Genomic DNA, 21035 nt, shown 5'->3' with positions numbered 1-21035 from the left:
TATAAAGGCCTGCCGGTTTTTTGAGCCGCCCTAAATCTGTTCCGCCAGGATTTTCGCTTTTCCTGAAAAATCCGCCATTCCCAGGGAAAGATCCTCCCGGATTATTTCCAGGGGTGTCCCGGTCAGGATTTTTCCGCGCACCAGGAGCCGCCCGTCGACAAAAACCGTATCCACATTCGCGGATTTGGCGCTGTACACCAGTACGGCATAGGGATCAAACACCGGAAACATGTTTGCCGACTTGGTTTCCACCAGGGTGATATCGGCTTTTTTCCCGGGCTCCAGGGAGCCCACTGAGTCATGGATGCCCAGGGCCTTGGCCGCGCCGGATGTGGCCAGCCGGACGATTTCGGACGCCGGGAACAGCGCCCGGTCACGGTTCGCGGTTTTATGGAATTTCGCGAAAAGATCGAATTGGGTAAACGTGTCCAGTGTGTTTCCGCTGGAAGGACCGTCCGTGCCCAGGGCCACGGGAACGCCGCTTGCCAGCATGGCCTTGACCGGGGCCACCCCTTTGCCGCTCTTCGTATTGGCGCCGATACAGTGGGCCACCGCCGTACCGGTCCGGGCAAGGATTTCAATGTCCCCTTCTTCCGCGAGAATGCAGTGGGCCGCGATAAACTGCGGCGAAAGCACTCCCAGGGATTCAAGGAACGCAATGGGTGTCTTGCCGAATTTTTCCTTAAAGTAAGTGACCTCATAGTCCATTTCGCTGACATGCATGGACATGGGAACATTGTATTTTTGGGACAGTTCGAAGGACTCCCGTATTTTTTCCGGGCTGTTGGTGTTTGTCGCGTGGGGGGCGATAATGGGAGTAATCAGCGGGTCCCCGGCCCATTCCCGGATAAACCGTTCCCCGTATTCCAGCCCGCCGTGGGGTTCCGGACTGTCGCAGCAGGGCTGCCCGATGACGGTTTCACCCAGGAACGCCCGCATGCCCATCTGCTGTACCGCCCGGGCAATGTGGTCTTCAAAATAGTACATGTCCACGAAACAGGTGGTTCCCGCCAGGAGCATCTCCGCACAGGCGTACCGCGCGCTTAAGGAAGCCAGTTCCGGGGTCATGGCTTCGTTTTCCAGGGGAAAAAGGAACCGCCGGAGCCGGTCCGGACAGTCGTCCCCCAGAGACCGGAAGGGAATCATGCCCGAATGGGTATGGGCGTTGATAAAGCCGGGGACCGCCATGGCGCCGTCCCCGTCAATCACCGTGTAATCCATGTATTCCGGAGTGATTTCGAAATTCCCCACCGCCGCTATGCGGCCGTCCCGGACGGCAATGGATCCCCGGGGATATTCGGTCATGGCAGTATCCATAGTAAGAATATGGACATTGGTTATGAGGTAGTTCATAAATTACCGTGCCTTTTTTATCCGATCCAGAACCGTACTCCCAGAGCCACGGGGAAGAAAAAGTCGTCGAATCCGAAATCCGGATAGAACCGGACCCCGCAGGACGGCGCCACATACCCGTACACCTCAAAGAAATTCCGCGCCAGGAGCAGGTTTACGCCGATGGGTACCCTGATGCCCGCGTTGAAATCAAAATCGTCGGAGGAAAAAAGGAAATTCGCGTACAGGCCGCCTCCCAGCAGGAAATTGAGGGGTCCCGCGATTTTCGGATTGAGGATCCAGTAATCAGCGGTGAGGCCGATCATGTTTGTGGAACCGCTGAAATTCCAGTTAAGCGCGTAATGGGAGTGCCGGCTTGAGCTGATTGCCAGGGAAAGTCCCGGGGAAAAGTCCGAGTCCGAAACGTTTCCGTTGAATTGAACCCCAAGTCCGAAGGCAAATGCCCCGGCGGCGGAAACCACGGCGATAACCGCCGATAATACCAGTACTTTGATTTTCATAGTGTCTCTCCTAAAGAAACCTTCCGGATTAACCGATTTTTAACTCGGAGAAGTGGTTATTAATCCGTCGATGCACCACTGCCGGTAACGCAGCCTCCGGCCCGGCCTGCCGGTTAATGTACGGCTTATAAATTAATTAAGAGCCATAAACCGCTTCATGTCAATTCCCGGGGTAACCGCAGTATACCGGCATATTCAGCACAGCAGCATAGAGAGGCCAAATCTGCGGAGCCCGTCACATGAAAAAAAATCCCACAGGGCGGTATTTCTTTTCATGTGACACCCGGCGCTGCTTTGTTTCCGCCATGCTGCTGTGCCGCTTCCGGGAGGGTATGCTGCAAACCCAGCAACCTTTCCAAGGCGGGGCAGCGCAGGAAGCGATGGAGAACAGGCCCTGAAGCATGGTTCAAACCGGTAACGCGGGGTGCCGCATGAAAAGCAATCCCGCTTTGCGGGCATTGTTTTCATGCGGCAGGCCCCCCGGACCCGTTATCTCCATGCTTCAGGGGCCGGTACCGGTTATACTGCGCTGCCCCACATGACTTGACGGATGGACCCGGAAGGGACAATTATTAACATAAGAGGGACGGTCTCTGTGCCGAATTTCCCCGGTAAGGAGATGCTGATGGCCGGTTACGGACAGCCGCGAATACTCGGAAGGGTCATCGTTTTACTGCTGCTCATTTTTGTGCTCGCCGCCGGAGGTATCGTCTGGTTCGATTACCTCAATGTTATTGACGCAAAAACCCTGCTTTCCCCGGTATACCGCCTGATCGGCCTCGAGCCGCGGACCCAGCCGGAGCTTACCGATGATACGGCTCTTTCCCTGGATGCCGAACGCCTCGCCGTCCGCCTGGAAGCCCTGGACCTGCGCAGCCTCGAGCTGGACCGCCGGGAACAGTCGATCCAGACTTCCCTGGGAGAAATCGAGCAGATGGCCCAGGAATTGGAAGAACGGCAGAAAGTTCTCGATGAACGGGAGAATTCCTTCAATGTTATGGTCCAAGAGTTCGAAAATAGAAGGGTAAACGTCGAGCAAAATGCGCGTTATTTGACGGGTATGCCTCCGGAGCGAGCGGTGGGCATTATTACCGCAATGGACGATCAGGACGCCATCGACGTATTCCGGATGACCGAGGAGATTGCCCAGCAGGAGGGCACGACATCACTGGTGTCGTATTGGCTTTCCCTGCTGCCTCCCGAACGTGCGGCGGAACTGCAGCGAAAGATGGCCGGTAAACCCCGATCACTTAACTGACCCCGCCGGTCCTCCGGAATCATGTACGAATGACGAGGAGGTCGGGCGGTGATTCAGCTATCCCCCCAGGTGCAGCAGATGCCGGTTTCGGAACCGGCGGCGCACCCCCATACAGCAGAAGCCCCTGATAACGGCGGTGTGACTAATACCGCGGAAAAAACTGAAAAGCAGGGCGGCTTCGCCAAACTGCTCCAGGGAATTCTAAAATCCATCAAAGGTGAATCCGGCGCCCCCCAGGAAGGAGATGCAACAGCTCTCCGGGAAGGCTCGGAAGAACCGGAACATGCCGAAACAGCGGCTTTAAAACTCATTTCCCATACCGATCCGGGCCAAACCCCGGCTGCCCTGCTCGGGGACAGTCTCCCGGGCATGCAGCAGGAAGGGGAAACCCTTTCTGCGGATGCGGCGGCCGGGGCCGTGGCGCTGACCGAAACGGAACCCGTCATGGACGGAGATGCCGGGGAAGGGATTTTCTCCCTGCGCAGCGGCGCCGAAGAGGAAGCTCCATCCGGTGAAATTTCCCTTTCCGAAAATATCCCGGCGCCGGATATGGCGGCGGCGGAAGAAATTTCCGGGGATATTTTTACCGGAGATGAGATGGCCGCTCCCGAAAAACAGGGAATCGTGGATCTTCTCCCCAAAACAGCCCGAGATATGGGACTCAGGGATGAGCCCCGGGATTTTTCCCATAAAGGCATCGTTGATACGGAGACCGCCGAGGCTTCCCCGGAAGAAGGTTCCGTCAATGAGGCAAAGGGAAAGGACCGCCGCAGGGACCGCTTAAGTCTGGAGGTCCAGGATCTCAGGACCGGCGGACCGGCGAACACCCAGCCGGGACCTTCCGGTGATACCCCTGCGGACGCGTCTTTTTCTTCCCAGAGTGACGCTGAAATAGTGGTGGAGCTCAAAAACAGCCAGCCCAGGAGCGAGTCAGCCTCGGATTCCCGGGACGTCCGGGCCGGCCAGACCTTCCGGGATGCCCTGGCTCAGGAACTCCGGACAGGGCTCGGCAGCGATATCGTCCGCCACGCGTCCCTGGTGCTCAAGGACAGCGGCGAAGGCCTTATCAAGCTTTCCCTGCGGCCGGAATCCCTGGGAACTGTTAAGATACGCCTGGAAATGGCCGAAAACAAGATAACGGGGCGTATCATTGTTGAAAGTGATGAAGCGCTCAAGGCGTTTGAACGGGAAATCCGTTCCCTGGAACAGGCCTTCCGGGACTCCGGTTTCGACGGAGCCTCCCTGGAAATGGCTCTTTCTTCGGAAAGCGGCGGGGACGGCCGGCAATGGAAAGGAGAGGAGGCGAGACCCTTCTTTTCAGAGAGGCTGGCCGCTACGAGTTACGATGCCCTGGTTGACTACGAAGGACGGCCGGGGAACGGATTTGAGATTGCCGTCGGAAGCGACCGTTCGGTAAACATGCTGGTTTAGAGGAGTACAAAAATGGAACTTAGTTCGGTACTGAGTCCGCAGGAGCAGGCAGCCATTGCCCGGGATGTGGACACTTTCAATAAAACAATAAATCAGGGAAAAGTGCAGAGCCAGGCCCTGGGAAAGGATGAATTCATGAAAATCCTTATTACCCAGCTTACCCACCAGGACCCGACGGCTCCCATGGAAGACAAGGAATTTATCGCCCAGATGGCCCAGTTTTCCTCCCTGGAACAGATGACCAACATGGCCCGGGATTTTTCCCGGCTGGCGGATATGATTTCCGGCAGCGAAGCTACCGCCGCCCTGGGCAAATCAGTTGAACTCGTGCAGGGTGACCAGGTTATACAGGGTTCCGTGCGGGCGGTTACCCGGGACGCGGAGCCCCAGATTCTCGTGAATGGTACGTATTACCATTGGGAACAGGTTACCAAGGTTTTTGAGGAGTAATGCGGTATGATGCGGTCAATGTTTTCCGGCGTAGCCGGGCTTCAGAATCATCAGACCCGAATGGATGTGATCGGCAATAATATCGCCAATATCAATACCACGGGTTTTAAAAAGAACCGGGTCAACTTCCAGGATCTGCTGTACCAGCAGCTGTCCGGAGCCGCCCGTCCCACCGAGGATGTGGGCGGTGTGAACCCCAAGGAAGTCGGTCTCGGTATGCAGGTCGCTTCCATCGATACGATCCACACCCAGGGGTCCCTCCAGACCACCGGTGTGGGAACGGACCTGGCTATCCAGGGAACGGGATTTTTCGTGCTGAAAAGCGGCAGTCAGACCATGTTTACCAGGGCGGGCGCTTTCGGGCTCGACCAGAACGGCACCCTGGTGAATCCCGCCAACGGTATGCGGGTCCAGGGCTGGATGGCCCGGGAAATCGACGGAGTGGTCTCCATGGATGTTTCCCGGGAAGTGGAGGATCTCATTATTCCTGTTGGGTCAAAGGATCCCGCCCGGGCAACCACCATGGTCAACTTTGCCTGTAACCTGGACAAGCGGACCCCGGAAATTCTCGAAGGCGCCAGCCAGGCGGATGCTATCCGCGGAACCTGGGGTACCGAGATCAAGGTGTACGACAGCTTCGGCCAGGAACATATCATGTCAGTGGAATTCACCCGGGTTCCCGGGGAAAACAACAGCTGGACCGCCACGGTCACGGTGGACCCGGAATTCGCGGATCCCACCAACACGTCAGTGGGTCTCGGTGACGCGGCTCCCGCGGTGGGGGAAGGCAATACCTTTACGGTGAACTTTTCCAACATGGGGACCCTGGCGGGCGTCGTGGACGCCGCCGGCAATACATCACCCCTCGAAGGTGATGTGACCATGATGGTGGCCTTTGACGTGCAGTCGGCGACCCCCGGGGAAGACGGCGAACTGGTCCGCCAGGAATTCGCCCTGAACCTCGGAACCGTGGGCGGTCTGGTTAACACCATCACCCAGTACGCGGAAGCCAGTTCCACCAAGGCTATCATCCAGGACGGCTATACCATGGGATATCTTGAAAACTTCAAGATCGACCAGAACGGTACCATCACCGGGGTGTACTCCAACGGGACCAACCGGACCATCGGCCAGGTCGCTCTGGCGAGCTTTACCAACCAGGGCGGGCTTGAGAAATCCGGTGAAAACAACTACGTGGTATCCACCAACTCGGGGATGGCCAATATCGGCCCGGCCCGGATCGCGGGGAAAGGCAAGATCATCGCCGGTACCTTGGAAATGTCCAACGTGGACATGGCCGAGCAGTTTACCGACATGATCATCACCCAGCGGGGGTTCCAGGCCAACTCAAAGACCATACAGACCGCGGATCAGCTGCTGCAGGAACTCTTAACCCTTAAGCGGTAAGTATGATAAAGTTTAGTTCCATGCCGGTTTGACAGCGGTTTTTCGGAAAAAACCGTTAAATTGCCGGTATGGAATTATTAAATTCCATCCTGGTATGGAGTTGTTGCAGGTTCCGGTGTTATAATGATAAAAGTGACCCGTTTGGACGGAATGGAATATTACATAAATCCCCACCAGATCGAGTCCATTGAGATGTGTCCCGATACGACCCTGCTTATGCTTTCCGGGAAGCATATCATTGTCCGGGAGAAAATACCCGTTATTATTGACAGAATACTTGAATACCGCGGCCGTATCGGCGGTTTTAAAAATGAGGAGTAGCCGGCTATGGATATAGCGAGCCTAATAGGTATTATTGGCGCAATGGCCATGATATTCATGGCCATCGTAACTTCTGGTGGATCGTTATTAACCTACGTTGACATTCCCTCATTCTTAATGACCGTTCTCGGTTCGTATTTTGCCCTCATGCTGAACGCCTCCCTTTCGGAGGCTTTGGGCATCTTCAAAACCCTGGGCCGGGTGTTCAGAATTCAGGATTATAAAGAAAAAGATATTATCACCAAGCTGATGGCTTTCTCCGACAAAGCCCGCCGTGAAGGTCTTCTGGCCCTGGAAGAAGAACTGGAGGACCTTGACGACGAGTTTATGAAAAAAGGCCTGCGCCTGGTGGTGGACGGCACCGACGCGGAAATTATCCGGGTGCTCATGGAAACGGAACTCAACCAGATCCAGGGCCGCCACGCCGCGAAAATCGGCATCGTCAACGCCTGGGCCACCCTGGCTCCCGGTCTCGGTATGATCGGGACCGTCGTCGGTCTTATAGCCATGATGAAAAACCTGGAAGACAAAAGCGCCATCGGCCCCAACATGGCGGTCGCCCTTATCACCACCCTGTACGGCGCAATCATGGCCAACGTTCTGTTTATTCCTATGGCGGGAAAACTGAGAACCCATGACGCCATGGAAGCGCAGGTCAAGGAAATGGTTATCGAGGGGGTTCTCTCCATACAGGCCGGCGACAATCCCCGGATTCTCGGTATGAAGCTGCTTACCTACCTCAGCCCCACGGACCGCAAATCGGTTGAATCCGAGATACTCAAGGATTAATAATTATGGCGAGGAAGAAACGGGAAGAGGAAAAAGCGGGCGGCGACTGGATCGTCACGTACTCCGACATGGTTACCCTGCTGCTGTGCTTCTTTGCCGCGCTGTTTAATGTTTCGGAAATTGACGAAGTACAGCTCCAGCAGATGATTTCCTCGCTGAACAATATCGGTATGGGCGCGTCCGAAGGGGGAAATACCCTTTCCAGCGGCCGGAACGCCGATCTCGGCAATACCATAATGCAGCTTCCGTCAATGGAACGGGGTCGGTCCCTGTCCACGGCAAAAACCAAAGCCATAAGTCTGTTCAACCCGGAGATACGGTCCAACAAAGTCAGGGTCAGTTCCGATGAGCGGGGACTGATTATAAGCCTCGCGTCGGATGCGTTTTTTAATCCCGCCAGCGCCCAGATAAACATTGAGGAAACCAGGGATATCCTGCTCAGACTCGGGACGCTGCTCGTTTCCGATGATCTGCGGGGGCGGAAATTCAGGATAGAGGGGCATACGGACTCGGAACCCACCGACCCGAACGGTCCCTGGGGCACAAACTGGAATCTTTCCGTGCAGCGGTCCCTCAGCGTACTCAAATACCTGACCGACCTCGGTGTGGACGAAAACCGGTTCCAGGTTGCGGGATTCGCCGATACCGTACCCATCGCCTCCAACGCGACCGCGGAAGGCCGCGCCTACAACCGGCGGGTGGATATTATCATTCTGGACGAAGGACACCTCTAGTGAGCATAACACAAAAAAAAGATAAAGATTTGCATATAATTAAGATATCATATACTATAAAAATAAAATCGGAGGTATTGTAATCATGTCTGATGATGATGAGCTTGATCTCGATGGCGGTGACTCCGTAGGATTAGACAGCTCACCGAAAAAATCTTCCGGTTTAGGTTCTCTGCTTCCCAATATTCTTAAGTTTGTTGCCATTGGATTGGGGGCGCTTATTTTTATCGTAACCGTGGCGGTAATAACGTTCAATATTTTGAACCGCGGCGGCCGGTCCCAGACGGTGGTTTCCGAAACCGACCCCTACGTGGGCCGCCGTCCCCAGTATTCCATGTTTACCGCCGTTGGGGTGGTGCGGACCCGTACCAATGACCCCACGCCGTATTCGGTGGTGGTCAACATGGTTTTGGGCTACGATATGAACGATAAAAACGCCCAGACGGAACTGACCAACCGCCTGTATGAGCTGAGGGATTTTACCCGGAGTTTCTTTAACTCAAAAAGCGCCGCGGATCTCCAGCCGGAGAACGAGGCGCGGCTCAAGCAGGAGATCATGGAGGCTCTGAATACCAGGATCCTGGAAAAAGCCAAGATCCGCATGGTGGTATTTACGCAGCTGGATATCATGGAAATGTGACGAAAATAACCGCCGGCGGTTTTCGTCCCGGAGTTTTTTACCAGGTTAAAAACTCCGAACTTACTTGTGAGGCTCAGTCTTGAGAGAATCATCCCGCGGGGTGATTCTCCATACCTGTATATGGGGATGGCATTGGGAATAGATGCCTAAAATTTTATGAGGCGGATTGGGGAATATGACGGAAGTCCTGTCCCAGGAAGAAATTGATCAGCTGCTCACCGCGATAAACGCCGGCGATACGGAGCCCGAGGATTTCAGGCCCGCCGCGGATACCCGCAAGATAAAAATATACGACTTCAAGCGGCCGGACAAATTTTCCAAAGAACAGATCCGTACGGTTTCGATCATGCACGAAACCTTTGCCCGCCTTACGACCACGAGCCTTTCGGCGACCCTGCGGAGTCTTGTCCATGTCCACGTCGCGTCGGTGGACCAGCTGACCTATGAGGAATTTATCCGTTCCATTCCGACGCCTACCACCCTGGCCATAATAAACATGGACCCCCTTAAGGGCAACGCCATCCTGGAAATCGACCCGGCGGTTACTTTTTCAATTATTGACCGCCTTTTCGGCGGGACCGGAGAGGGGACAAAGGCACAGCACGAACTGACGGATATCGAGACCTCCGTTATGGAGGGCATCATTGTCCGTATCCTCGGCAACATGCGGGAAGCCTGGGCCCAGGTGATTGACCTCAGGCCCCGGCTCGGCCAGATCGATACCAACCCGCAGTTCGCCTCGATTGTCCCTCCCACGGAAATGGTGGTCCTCGTTACCCTGGAAACCAAGGTCGGCGATGTGGAGGGGATGATGAATTTCTGCATCCCCTATATTACCATTGAGCCTATCATCGGGAAACTGTCGGCCCAGTACTGGTATTCTTCGGTCCGCCGGGGAACAACCACGGAAAATCTAAACATTCTCAAGGATAAGCTCTCAAACGTCGATGTTAATGTAGTAGCCGAAATCGGAAAAATAAATGTTCCGGTACGGGATGTTCTGTCCCTCAGGATCGGAGATGTGGTCCGGCTGTACAATGTACGGGTAGGGGATCCCTTTTCCCTTAATATCGGGAACAAGAAAAAGTTCCTTTGCAGACCAGGGGTTATCGGAAAAAAAATGGCTATACAGATTATTAAGAAAATTGCTGAGCTTGAGCAGGAAGAATTCGAAGAGCTCACATCCGAAGGGGAGGAAGCATTATGAGCGACGGCGCTCTTTCTCAAGATGAAATTGATGCTCTGCTGGCAGGGGTAGATTCTTCAAGCCTCGGGGGAAGCCCCGGAGCGGCTCCGGCGTCCCCCCAGGGCGGCGCGGATAAAAACAGGCTGGAGGAATTCCTTTCTTCCACGGTTAATGTCCTGTCGTCGAATTTGGCTATGATGACCGGCGCGCAGGTTTCCCTGAGCGGTCCCTCGGTGGATTCCGCCGACCGGGAATCGTTTCTCCAGAAACTGCCGGATACGGTCACCGTGGTTAAAGCCGATTTTACCTCCGGTTTTCCCGGTGATCATATGTTTATCATGGGCGAAGAAACGGCGAAAAAAATCGCCGCCCTGATGAACAAAGAAGAAAACATTGAGCTCGATGAAATGGCCTTATCCGTTATCGGAGAAGTCGTTTCCCAGATAACCGGAACCCAGATCACTTCGCTGACGGACAAAACGGGCAATAAAAATATCGCCGCCATGTCCCCGGAAGCGGCAAATGTCCCTAAAGCCGTCGCGGCGCTGCCCGGCGGAAGCTTTATGGCCGCGACCTACCAGATGGATCTGGGGGACGGCGGCACGGTGCCGCTCTGGGAAATATACGGATCATCGGTGGCTTCCGATATCGCCTCCGCCCTGGGCGGCGGCGCTCAGGCCGCGGCCATGCCGGATATGGGTTCCTCCTTCGGCGGCATGGATATGGGCGGCATGAACATGGGATCCATGAATATGGGCGGTATGCCCGCCATGGGCGGCATGAACATGGGAGGAATGCCTATCATGGGCGGCCAGCCCTCCAACGTCCAGTCGGTCCAGTTCCCCGGCCTGACCCAGCAGCAGGCAACACCCCAGGAACAGGGAAATATCGGTCTCATCATGGATGTTTTCATGGAGATGACCGTAGAGCTGGGGCGGACCAAAAAGCTGATCAAGGAAATCCTCGGTATGGGCGAGGGTACTATTATCGAGCTCGATAAACTGGCCGGTGAACCGGTGGATATTCTGGTCAACCATAAGCTCATCGCCAAAGGGGAAGTCGTGGTCATCGATGAAAACTTCGGGGTCCGCGTAACGGAAATCGTTTCCCCTATGGAAAGAATGACCGAAATGGGGTAGAATAGTAAGATAAAGTAATTTATTATAGAGCTTAGAATAATTCAGTTTGTACTTGGGAGGGGAAAAACTGAGACGTCTTCGCACCTTTTTGATTGCGGTTTTTATCGCCGCATGGTTCAGTGTAAGCCTATCCGCACAAATTCAGGATCCCGCAGGGGAATCCGTTACGGACCAATCTGCCGGTCAGACGGAAATATCCCCCGACCCGGCCAGACCCGACGAGACGCTGCTCCTTCTTGACGACACCCCGGCGGAAGGTCCCGCCGCAGAGGGAGGGACTTCGTCCTTTATGGCGGTCCTCAGGATGATCCTCGTGCTGGCCCTGGTGGCCGTGGCGATTTACGGCATCGTTTACTTACTCAAAAAAATTAACAAGACCCCAACCCAGCAGGACGGCCGGATAAAAATACTGGCCAGCACCCACCTCGGTTCCAACCGCTATGTCCATGTTATCTCACTCGCTGATAAAGCCTATCTTGTGGGATCGGCGGAGGGCGGTGTTTCGCTGATCGCGGAAATTGAGGATAAAGAAACCGTCGATACCATGCTCCTGGATGAGTCCCGGAAAAACGCCGAAGCCGGGGCCGCCCGGTTCCTCGATTTCAAAAGCATATTCCGGAGGCTTACCGGCGGGACCGGTGTTTCCCAGGAGGAGCTGCCTTCTTCGGATACCATCAAAAAGCGGCGGGAACGCTTTAAAGGGCTGTAGGTATGAAACGTATTGCCGCTGCATTAGCCGCTCTTCTGCTGTTTTCCGTGATCGCTCCCGGGGCTGTTTCCGCCCAATCCCAGCCGTTTCCGGCATTGTCCACCGACGGTACCATGGAGATTCCGGATCCGGTAATCCCCTTTATCGATCTCAGTATCCGCAGCCCTGAGTCGGGGCAGGAAGTAGCCTTTTCGGTTCAGCTTTTACTGCTCCTGACGGTTCTGTCCCTGGCTCCGAGCATCATCATACTGATGACGAGTTTCCTGCGGATTTCCATTGTCCTGGATTTTATCAAACGGGCGCTTTCCCTTCAGCAGGTTCCCCCTAACCAGGTGCTTCTGGGAATTTCACTCTTTTTAACGATCTTTATTATGTGGCCTACCTTTGAGGATATCTATACCAATTCCCTCCGTCCCCTTTCGGAAGGAACCGTTACGGCCGAAGAGGCCTACCGCCAGGGCGAGGCTCCGGTGCGCCTGTTTATGTACCGCCAGATGCAGGGCAACACCGGCAATATCAGGCTTTTTATGGCCATGCGCGGCCTTGACCGCCCGGAGACCCTGGCGGATGTTCCGACCTACGTTCTGATCCCGGCCTTTATCCTGAACGAACTGACGGTGGCGTTCAAAATAGGAATACTGCTGTATATTCCCTTTATTGTAATAGATATGGTGGTTGCCAGCGCGCTTATGTCCATGGGTATGATAATGCTGCCGCCGGTAATGATTTCGATGCCCTTTAAACTCATACTGTTTATTCTTGTTGACGGCTGGGGGCTTCTGACGGAACAGATTGTCCGTTCCTTCGTGTAGGGGGTGAGCCATGAGTATCGGTGAGGTAGTTAGCCTTCTCCGCGGCGGAATACTGCAGGTAATCCTGCTGGCGGCGCCGCTTCTCCTGACGGCCCTTATTGTGGGCCTGGTGATTGCCATAATTCAGGCAACCACATCGATCCAGGAGCAGACTCTGACCTTTGTTCCCAAGGTTCTTGCCATACTCCTGGTTCTCGGACTTCTGGGGGGCTGGATGTTTACATCCCTGGGAGATTATACGGTACAGCTGTTCAGAATGATTCCCCAGATGGCGAGGTAACCGTGCTGGATGAAATTCTGTCCTATGCCCCGGCCTTTCTCCTCATCGCGGTCAGGGCATTGGCTATGGTAGAAACAGCGCCTCTTCTCTCATCGGACGCTATTCCACAGGTGGCGAAGATTTCCCTGGCGGGATTCGCCGCCTACGCCGCGTTCCCCACGGCCCTGGTAAGCGGCTGGAATATTGAACCCTACGGGCTGACTTTTGTGCTGCTGGTCATCGGGGAAGCGATAATCGGCATCATAATCGGTTTTTTTATGACCATAATCTTTTCGGCGTTTTCCACCGCCGGCCAGTTCTTTTCCCTGCAGATGGGATTCGGGGCGTCGGAAACCTTTGATCCCCTGGCCCAGATCGAAAACCCCCTCATGGGCCAGTACCTCAACCTCGTGGCAATGCTCACATTCATAACCCTGGGCGGTTTCAGGGAGCTTTTTCTGGGCGGGTTCTGGCGGTCGCTGCAGACCATCAGTGTGTACAGCCTCATCGACGGGCGGGAGCCTGTGGTGTCCATGCTGGTGGGGGGACTGTCGCGGCTCTTTCTGGACGCCATGATTATATCCATGCCGATCCTGGGGACCCTGTTTCTGACCTCCCTTTCCACGGGGCTCATTTCAAAGGCCGCTCCCCAGATAAACATCCTTACCGAAGGATTCCCCATTTCCATTACCGTGGCGTTCGTTCTGATCCTTGCCACCATGCCTTTTATGGTGGAGGCTTTCAGCCGGGTCATTGACGACGGATTCAGAAGTCTTGAAACCCTCTTTATACGGATCGGTGATCAGATCGGAGGTGCCGCATGATCCGGCTTTCGGGTCTGGAACCGTATGCGGCCTTGCCGTTCCGGCGGGAGGCTGAAGAAGGCTGTCCCGCGCCACGAGACGGCGATCCGCACTCCAACGCCGGATCTCCGGAATTTATCAGGGCTCTTACCATGGATCTCCAGTGGTTTGCCGCCGAGGACGAAGGCCGGACCGAGGAGCCGTCGGAATATAAAATCCGCAAGGCCCGGGAAGAGGGACGGGTCGCCAAAAGCCAGGAACTGGTGGGCGCCCTGATGCTGCTGCTGCCCGCGCTGGCCATCCTGTTTCTGTCACCCTATATGCTGCGGACCTTTGTCGAGATGATACGGTTCTTTTTCCTCCGGGCAACGGAACTGGACCCCGTCAAAGACCGTATTATCGCCCGGGTGTTTTTTACTTACCTGGCGAAACTCGCCCTGCCCATCGCCATTGTGGCCATGGTGACGGCGATATTCTCGAACCTTGTGCAGACCGGTTTTTTATTCACCACAAAACCCCTGGTACCGAATTTCTCCAAGATAGTCCCGAAGTTCGGCCAGTACTTCAAGCGGACCCTCTTTTCCATGGAAGCGCTCTTTAACCTGGCCAAATCCATTATCAAGATGATCATTATCGGTGTTGTGGCTTATGTAATAATCCGCTCAAAAATCAAGGATCTGGCGAATCTCCAGACCGCCGGGGTCTGGAATGGGTTAACCCTGGTGGCGGGTCTGGCGATACGGCTGCTCCTGATTGTCGCCCTGCTGCTGCTGGCGCTTTCCATTCCGGATATTCTTTTCCAGCGATGGCAGTACCGGGAATCCCTCAAAATGACCAAGCAGGAAGTTAAGGAAGAACGGAAAATGTACGAAGGGGACCCGCTCATCAAATCCCGGCTCAGGCAGCGGATGCGGGAACTCATGACCCGGAACATGGTAGCCAACGTACCAAAGGCTGATGTGGTCATCACAAACCCGACCCACTTCGCGGTTGCCCTGGAATGGAACCAGGGGACCATGCCGGCGCCCATGGTTACCGCCAAGGGCGCCGATGAGGTTGCCTTCAGAATCCGCCGCATCGCCGAGGAAAGCGGGGTTCCCACAGTGGAAAACAAACCCCTGGCCCGGGCGCTGTTTGCCGAAACCGAAATCGGCGACATCATACCGGAAACGTATTACCAGGCCATAGCCACGGTGCTGGCCCAGGTATATAAAATTAACGAAGAACGCCGCAAAACCGCCGGCGTTGGCGCGTAATAAGGAGCTGAACCCGTAAAATGTCCGACGCACGCAGGGTTTTATCAAGCAGCTTATTTAAGGACCGCACCGATCTGTTCATTGCCCTGGGGGTAGTGGCGGTGGTGATGATGCTCATCATTCCCATCCCCACGGTGCTCCTGGACGCCTTAATGGCGCTGAACTTGGTCCTCTCGCTGCTGATCCTCCTGATCGTGCTGTACACGAAAAAAGCCACCGACTTCAGCGTATTCCCCACCATACTGCTGGTGATCACCGTCTTCGGCCTGGCTCTGAACGTTTCATCCACCCGGCAGATCCTGAACAAGGGCGCGGAATTCGACGGACGTATGGTCCGGGCTTTTGCCACCTTTGTTGTCGGATCCGGGGGGACCGAAGGTCTCGTCGTCGGCTTTATCATCTTTATCGTTATCATCGCGGTCCAGGCGGTGGTCATAACCAAAGGATCAACCCGTATCGCGGAAGTCGCGGCCCGGTTCGCCCTGGACGCCCTTCCGGGCAAACAGATGGCCATCGAAGCGGAATATAATTCCGGCGCCATCTCCGAAGAGGAATCCTTCAAACGGAAAAACGAACTCCAGCAGGAGGTCGACTTTTACGGAGCCATGGACGGCGCCAGCAAATTCGTTTCCGGCAACGTTAAGATTGGTATACTTATAACCGTAATCAATATCCTGGGCGGTATCATTATCGGTGTGGCCATCCACGGGGAACCCATATCCGCCGCGCTGAGTACGTATATATCCTTTTCTATTGGTGACGGACTTTTATCGCAGTTCCCGGCTCTGCTGGTATCGACCGCCACGGGTATTATCGTAACCCGTTCGGTTTCCAACGGAACCTTCGGGGACGATGTTTCGACCCAGTTTTCCCGGGACGCCCGGATCTACTGGATCGGTGCCTTTGTCCTGGCGGGTTTCGCCCTGCTGCCGGGATTCCCCTGGTACGTACTGATCCCCATGGCTGTTCTCATGGGATTTCTGGCGTACCGGCTGGGCCGGAACAAACTCCGGAAGGATGAAGACGCCGCCAAGGCCGCGGCGGAGGCCAAGAAACCTAAGGAGGATACCGGGGAAATGTCCCCGGTGGTTCCCCTGGATCCTCTCTCCCTGGAACTGGGGTACGGACTCATACCCCTGGTTGACCGGGATAAAGGGGCGGAACTCCTGGAACGGGTCCACCGGATCCGCCGGGAATCGGCCCTGGATCTGGGGCTTGTAATTCCCCGGATCCGGATCATCGACAACATGCGCCTGGAACCGTCGGAATACTGTTTCAAAATAAAAGGAGTCGATGTCGGCCGCGGCAAGATCCGGATGGGCTATTATCTCTGCATCAACCCCGGCGGGGTAAAAGAGGAAATTCCCGGGGAGAAAACCCGGGACCCCGCTTTCGGTCTTCCCGCGCTCTGGGTAAGCGAGGACAAGCGCGATCAGGCGGAACGGGCAGGGTATACCGTGGTCGATCCGCCCTCGATAATCGCCACCCATCTGACGGAAATTATCAAACGCCACGCCTCGGAAATCCTGGGCCGCCAGGAAACCCAGGCCATACTGGATACCCTCAGGAAGGAATATCCCGCGGTGGTTGATGAGGCCCAGAAGTCCCTGAGCCTCGGGGAAGTCCAGAAGGTTCTCCAGGCCCTGCTGCAGGAGCAGGTTTCCATCCGCAACATGGTTGCCATCCTGGAAGCCCTGGCGGATTACGGCCCGGTTACCAAGGATATCCAGTTTCTTACCGAGAAGGCGAGGCAGGCCCTGGCCCGGCAGATCTGTCTCCAGTATTCCGATGAGGACCGGGTTCTCCGGGTTCTCACCATCGACCAGTCCCTGGAACAGAAAATTGTCGAAAGCCGGGTAGAAACGTCCTCCGGGGTTATGTCCGCCATGGAACCGGCGCTGCACAACGCCTGGATAAAAGCCCTCTCCCGTTCGGTGGCGGCGGTGCAGGAACAGGGATGGCTGCCGGTAATCCTGTGTTCCGAGGCCGCCCGCTTCCTGGTAAAATCATCCACGGAACGGGAAATTCCCGACCTGGTGGTGCTTTCGGTCCCGGAAATAGTGCCGGATATCGCCGTGGAAGCGGTGGGCGAAATACGGTTGGAATCGTGAACGGTATGAATACCGTGAGGCGCGGGGCCGGCTCCCGCTGCGGACTATTACCGTTGCGCCGGAATGTATGTAAAAAAGACGAAAATAAAAGGAACCGGATATGGAAATAATCAAGGAACAGGGCGAATCCTATGAAGACTGCCTCAGAAAGATGCGCGAAAAGTATGAAAAATACGGCAAAAAAGTCAAAGTCATGACCCAGGAAAAAATCCGCATCGGCGGGTTTTTGGGGATGTTTACCCGTGAGGGAGTTGAAGTTACGGGAATACTGTCCAATGCCTATCCCAAGTACGGATTCGAAACCGAAACAACGGTCAAAAAGCCCCTGGACTTTGAAGAGGAAAAGCAGAAGATCCTTGCCCAGAGCAAAAGCGACCCGACCCTTCAGCTCGTTCTCAGTGAGGTCCGGGACCTGAAGGAACGGATGGAGTCGGTATCCCATACGGCGAACTCCGGCGAGGACCACCAGACCATCAGCCGTATCGCGGAAATTCTCGCCCTCAACGATTTTACCCCGTCCTATACCCGGGAAATCCTGGACCGCATAAAAAAGGAATTTTCCCTGGATGCCCTGGATGATTACGATTTGGTCCAGAGTACCGTGGTGGAATGGATCGGCGAAAGCATTACGATTTACGCGGAAGATACCTTCCACACCCGGCCCAGGATCCTGGTCCTGGTAGGACCCACCGGGGTGGGCAAAACCACCACCATCGCAAAACTTGCCGCCATTTACGGGATCGGCAGCACCGGCGCCCATCCGCTCTCGGTACGGATGATCACCATCGACAATTACCGCATCGCCGCGAAACAGCAGATTGAAACCTACGGGAACATCATGGGCATTCCGGTTTCATGCGTCGAAAACTACGACGACCTCAGGAAGACCATAGCCCTGTATTCCAACGACGTCGACCTGATCCTTATCGACACCATCGGTAAAAGTCCCCGGGATACCATAAAACTCGCGGAAATGAAGCAGCTCCTCTCGGTGTGCGGCTCCTCCGCGGAGGTCCATCTGGCGGTGGCGGCAAGCACAAAATCCAGTGATATAAAGGAAGTTCTCCAGCAGTTTGAACCCTTCGGGTACCGGTCGGTGATCGTGACCAAACTGGACGAGACCATCCGGGTCGGAAACGTGGTGAGCGCCCTTTCCGACAAAGGAAAATCCGTATCGTATATTACCGACGGACAGCGGGTGCCCATGGATATCCAGCGGGCCAGTATCGTTAAGTTCCTGGTGAACCTTGAGGGCTTCCGCATTAACCGGCAAAGCATCGAAAGCCGTTTTCCGGGCGGCGAATTAGAAAAAATTAATTGGAGATAACCATGGCAGATCAGGCAGAAAAACTGCGGGAGATGATGCGGCAGAAAAACGACCAGCAGGATGGTTCCCCCGCGAAGAAAAATACCGATAAAAATTCCCGGCAGACCCGGATCATTACCGTGACCAGCGGAAAAGGCGGTGTGGGAAAAACCAATATTTCCGTAAACATGGCCCTGGCCTACGCCCGGCTGGGCAAAAAGGTGGTGGTCATGGACGCCGACCTGGGCCTGGCAAACGTCAATGTCATGCTGAATATGATTCCCAAATTCAACCTGTACCATGTTATCCGCAACCAGAAGACCATGCAGGAGATTATCCAGCAGACCGAATACGGAATCAGGATCGTGGCGGGCGCTTCGGGGTTTTCCAAAATAGCGAACCTCACCGAAGAGGAACGGCAGAATTTTATTGAGGAACTCAACACCCTGTCGGACGCGGATATCATCATCATTGATACCAGCGCCGGGGTTTCAAGCAATGTCCTTGATTTCATCGCCGCCGCGGATGACGCGGTTATCGTAACCACCCCGGAACCCACGGCCATCACCGATGCCTACGGCATCATAAAAATAATCGCCACCGAAATCGACAGCCTCAACATGGGGCTGAAGCTTGTGGTTAACCGGGTAAAAACCGTGATGGAAGCAAAAAAAGTCGCCGACCGGATGACCACCATCGCCGGCCAGTTCCTCAACCTCAAGGTGGATTACCTTGGTTTTATTTACGATGATCCCGCGGTATCCCAGGCGGTGCTGCGCCAGCGGCCGTTTATGGTGGTTGACCCCAAGTGCAAGGCTTCCCAGTGCATTCAGCATATTGTGGGCCGTATGGAAAAAAGCGATCTCCGGGATAGCGGCGGCTTCGGCAACATGATACGGCGGCTCTTCGGCAGGACGTAACTTCGGTGAAGCTTTTCTTGACTGCGGGCCGGGGATGGCATAGTTTTATAAGGGGAAGGGAATTTTTAAGTGTTTAATCTTAAAATCAGCGCTGTAGCGGCGGGGGCTGCGTTTATTCTGTCTCTCCTGGTAGGGTTTTTCAGCGGAAGCAGCTTCGGGTTTATTGTGCTGCGGGCCTTTATATTCGCCGCGCTCTTTTTTATCCTCGCCGCCGCCGCGTACTGGGCGGTGAACCAGTTTATTCCGGAACTGCTTGAAACAAAAGCACCGGATGAGCCGGATCTTGAGGATTCCGACGGGTTGCCGTCACCGGGCTCGCGTATCGATATTTCCGTTGACAGCGGTGACGATACTCCGGCGGGAGAAACCATCTCCGGCGGCGATTCTCCTCCCGCCCGGGCGGAAAAACCCGGGGATGCCGGCGGATTTGGGATGGAAACCGGGGACGAAGAGGAAAATTACCTGAATTCCGGTGAAGAAAACGGAAAAAATGACGATAAAACACTGGAATTTACCCCAGGTCTGGACCAGACGACGGAAGCGGGATATAATAATATTGAGGGAAAAACCGAACAACGGGCTGCGTCCGTACCGCAGGATGCCCCTGCGGCGGTACCTGGGCCGGGAACTGCGGATTCGGTGGATACCCTTCCGGATCTGGAGCTGATGTCCGATGCGTTCGCTCCGGAAGGCGACGGGGACGAAGGCTCCGACGACGCGGGAACCTTCCTTCCTGATGATGGATTCCCGCCGGTCAGCGGATCCTCCTCCGGCAAGGCGTCCTCCTCCGGGGATTTTAATGTAAAAGAGATGGCCTCCGCCATACAAACCATATTAAGAAGAGATCAGAAAGGATAGATTATGGGGAATGTCCTCCTGGAACAGAAAACAGAAGAGGAACTTTGGATACTATATCATAAGGACCGGGATCCCAAAATACGTGAAGCTTTTATAAAACAATACGCTCCTTTGGTAAAATACGTCGCGGGAAAAGTCGCGGTCGGTATGCCCCACAATGTTGAATTCGATGATCTTGTGGGATTCGGAGTTTTCGGGCTTCTCGATGCCATTGATAAATTCGATCCCAATAAAAACGTAAAATTCAAAACCTACGCGGTTACCAGAATACGGGGAGCTATTTTCGATGAGCTCCGTTCGATCGACTGGGTTCCCCGGTCGGTCCGGCAGAAAACCAAGGAAGTGGAAGAGGCCATCGGCTCTCTGGAAGCCCAGCTTGGCCGTACCGCCACGGATCAGGAAATCGCCCATTCCATGGGAATGAATGAGGATGAATTCCTCAAAACCATGATGAAAATATCCGGGACCTCGGTGCTTTCCCTGAGCGATGTATGGTTCTCCGGGGATGAAAACGACAAAGTCTCCATCGGGGACAGTATCGAATCACCTTCGAGCCTCAATCCCGATGTAATTGTCGAAAAAGAAGAAATCCGCCGGGTCATCATTGATTCCATCAATGAGCTCCCGGACAAGGAAAAAAAGATACTCGTTCTGTACTATTACGAAGACCTCACCCTCAAAGAAATAGGACAGGTTCTGCAGGTTACCGAATCACGGGTTTCCCAGCTGCATACCAAGGCCATACTGCGTCTCCGCGCAAAACTCACCAATATCCGCAAGGGCATTGTATAAG

The 21035-nt window shown here is 54.9% G+C and carries 22 protein-coding genes; 20 read left to right on the top strand and 2 right to left on the bottom strand.

All coding sequences use genetic code 11. The features are described from left to right. Positions 1-30 precede the first annotated feature (30 nt). The gene (locus JFL75_RS04865; protein ID WP_215625565.1) at positions 31-1353 is read right to left on the bottom strand and encodes an amidohydrolase; all 1323 of its coding nucleotides are present in this window, start codon (positions 1351-1353) and stop codon (positions 31-33) included. Positions 1354-1370: 17 nt separating this feature from the next. Continuing rightward, the gene (locus JFL75_RS04860; protein ID WP_215625564.1) at positions 1371-1853 is read right to left on the bottom strand and encodes a hypothetical protein; all 483 of its coding nucleotides are present in this window, start codon (positions 1851-1853) and stop codon (positions 1371-1373) included. Between the two features lie 625 nt (positions 1854-2478). Here JFL75_RS04860 and JFL75_RS04855 point away from each other — a divergent pair. The 20 genes from JFL75_RS04855 (at position 2479) to whiG (ending at position 21034) form a co-directional block, all read left to right on the top strand. Continuing rightward, positions 2479-3111: a periplasmic-type flagellar collar protein FlbB gene (locus JFL75_RS04855; RefSeq protein WP_215625563.1), complete on the top strand. Its 633-nt coding sequence runs from the start codon at positions 2479-2481 to the stop codon at positions 3109-3111. A 48-nt stretch (positions 3112-3159) separates the two neighbouring features. Then, positions 3160-4542 (top strand): flagellar hook-length control protein FliK, encoded by a 1383-nt coding sequence (locus JFL75_RS04850; protein WP_215625562.1) that lies wholly within the window; start codon positions 3160-3162, stop codon positions 4540-4542. A 12-nt stretch (positions 4543-4554) separates the two neighbouring features. Beyond that, positions 4555-4992, top strand: a complete 438-nt coding sequence (gene flgD, locus JFL75_RS04845) for a flagellar hook assembly protein FlgD (RefSeq protein WP_215625561.1) — start codon at positions 4555-4557, stop codon at positions 4990-4992. Positions 4993-4998: 6 nt separating this feature from the next. Continuing rightward, positions 4999-6399: a flagellar hook protein FlgE gene (flgE, locus tag JFL75_RS04840; protein ID WP_215625560.1), complete on the top strand. Its 1401-nt coding sequence runs from the start codon at positions 4999-5001 to the stop codon at positions 6397-6399. A 123-nt stretch (positions 6400-6522) separates the two neighbouring features. Continuing rightward, positions 6523-6720: a flagellar FlbD family protein gene (locus JFL75_RS04835; protein WP_215625559.1), complete on the top strand. Its 198-nt coding sequence runs from the start codon at positions 6523-6525 to the stop codon at positions 6718-6720. 6 nt (positions 6721-6726) lie between these two features. Continuing rightward, positions 6727-7509, top strand: a complete 783-nt coding sequence (locus tag JFL75_RS04830) for a motility protein A (protein ID WP_215625558.1) — start codon at positions 6727-6729, stop codon at positions 7507-7509. A gap of 5 nt (positions 7510-7514) precedes the next feature. Further along, complete coding sequence (gene motB, locus JFL75_RS04825) at positions 7515-8243, top strand: flagellar motor protein MotB (RefSeq protein WP_215625557.1); 729 nt, start codon at positions 7515-7517, stop codon at positions 8241-8243. Positions 8244-8328: 85 nt separating this feature from the next. Beyond that, positions 8329-8883 carry a flagellar basal body-associated FliL family protein gene (locus JFL75_RS04820; protein WP_215625556.1) on the top strand — a complete coding sequence of 185 codons (555 nt, stop codon included), beginning with the start codon at positions 8329-8331 and terminating at the stop codon, positions 8881-8883. A gap of 175 nt (positions 8884-9058) precedes the next feature. Next, on the top strand, positions 9059-10090 hold the full coding sequence (fliM, locus tag JFL75_RS04815) for a flagellar motor switch protein FliM (protein WP_215625555.1): 1032 nt from the start codon (positions 9059-9061) through the stop codon (positions 10088-10090). After that, entirely contained in the window at positions 10087-11208 is a 1122-nt protein-coding gene (gene fliN, locus JFL75_RS04810) for a flagellar motor switch protein FliN (RefSeq protein WP_215625554.1), read from the top strand. The genes fliM and fliN overlap by 4 nt, the downstream gene beginning before the upstream one ends. A gap of 88 nt (positions 11209-11296) precedes the next feature. Next, positions 11297-11917 (top strand): flagellar biosynthetic protein FliO, encoded by a 621-nt coding sequence (fliO, locus tag JFL75_RS04805; protein WP_215625553.1) that lies wholly within the window; start codon positions 11297-11299, stop codon positions 11915-11917. A gap of 2 nt (positions 11918-11919) precedes the next feature. Beyond that, positions 11920-12729, top strand: coding sequence for a flagellar type III secretion system pore protein FliP (gene fliP / locus JFL75_RS04800; protein ID WP_215625552.1), 810 nt, complete (start codon positions 11920-11922; stop codon positions 12727-12729). Positions 12730-12739: 10 nt separating this feature from the next. Then, on the top strand, positions 12740-13009 hold the full coding sequence (gene fliQ / locus JFL75_RS04795) for a flagellar biosynthesis protein FliQ (protein ID WP_215625551.1): 270 nt from the start codon (positions 12740-12742) through the stop codon (positions 13007-13009). 2 nt (positions 13010-13011) lie between these two features. Further along, complete coding sequence (gene fliR, locus JFL75_RS04790) at positions 13012-13812, top strand: flagellar biosynthetic protein FliR (RefSeq protein WP_215625550.1); 801 nt, start codon at positions 13012-13014, stop codon at positions 13810-13812. A gap of 131 nt (positions 13813-13943) precedes the next feature. Next, positions 13944-15047 carry a flagellar biosynthesis protein FlhB gene (gene flhB, locus JFL75_RS04785; protein WP_215628718.1) on the top strand — a complete coding sequence of 368 codons (1104 nt, stop codon included), beginning with the start codon at positions 13944-13946 and terminating at the stop codon, positions 15045-15047. A 20-nt stretch (positions 15048-15067) separates the two neighbouring features. Next, positions 15068-17158, top strand: a complete 2091-nt coding sequence (gene flhA, locus JFL75_RS04780; protein ID WP_215625549.1) for a flagellar biosynthesis protein FlhA — start codon at positions 15068-15070, stop codon at positions 17156-17158. Positions 17159-17258: 100 nt separating this feature from the next. After that, positions 17259-18485, top strand: a complete 1227-nt coding sequence (gene flhF / locus JFL75_RS04775) for a flagellar biosynthesis GTPase FlhF (RefSeq protein WP_215625548.1) — start codon at positions 17259-17261, stop codon at positions 18483-18485. 2 nt (positions 18486-18487) lie between these two features. Next, positions 18488-19384 (top strand): MinD/ParA family protein, encoded by an 897-nt coding sequence (locus tag JFL75_RS04770; protein WP_215625547.1) that lies wholly within the window; start codon positions 18488-18490, stop codon positions 19382-19384. Positions 19385-19453: 69 nt separating this feature from the next. Then, positions 19454-20242, top strand: coding sequence for a hypothetical protein (locus tag JFL75_RS04765; protein WP_215625546.1), 789 nt, complete (start codon positions 19454-19456; stop codon positions 20240-20242). A 3-nt stretch (positions 20243-20245) separates the two neighbouring features. Next, positions 20246-21034 (top strand): RNA polymerase sigma factor WhiG, encoded by a 789-nt coding sequence (gene whiG, locus JFL75_RS04760; protein WP_215625545.1) that lies wholly within the window; start codon positions 20246-20248, stop codon positions 21032-21034. Position 21035: the final 1 nt, after the last annotated feature.

The sequence above is a fragment of the Breznakiella homolactica genome, from assembly GCF_016616095.2.
GTDB lineage: Bacteria > Spirochaetota > Spirochaetia > Treponematales > Breznakiellaceae > Breznakiella > Breznakiella homolactica.
This window is presented reverse-complemented; position numbering and strand designations above follow the sequence as displayed.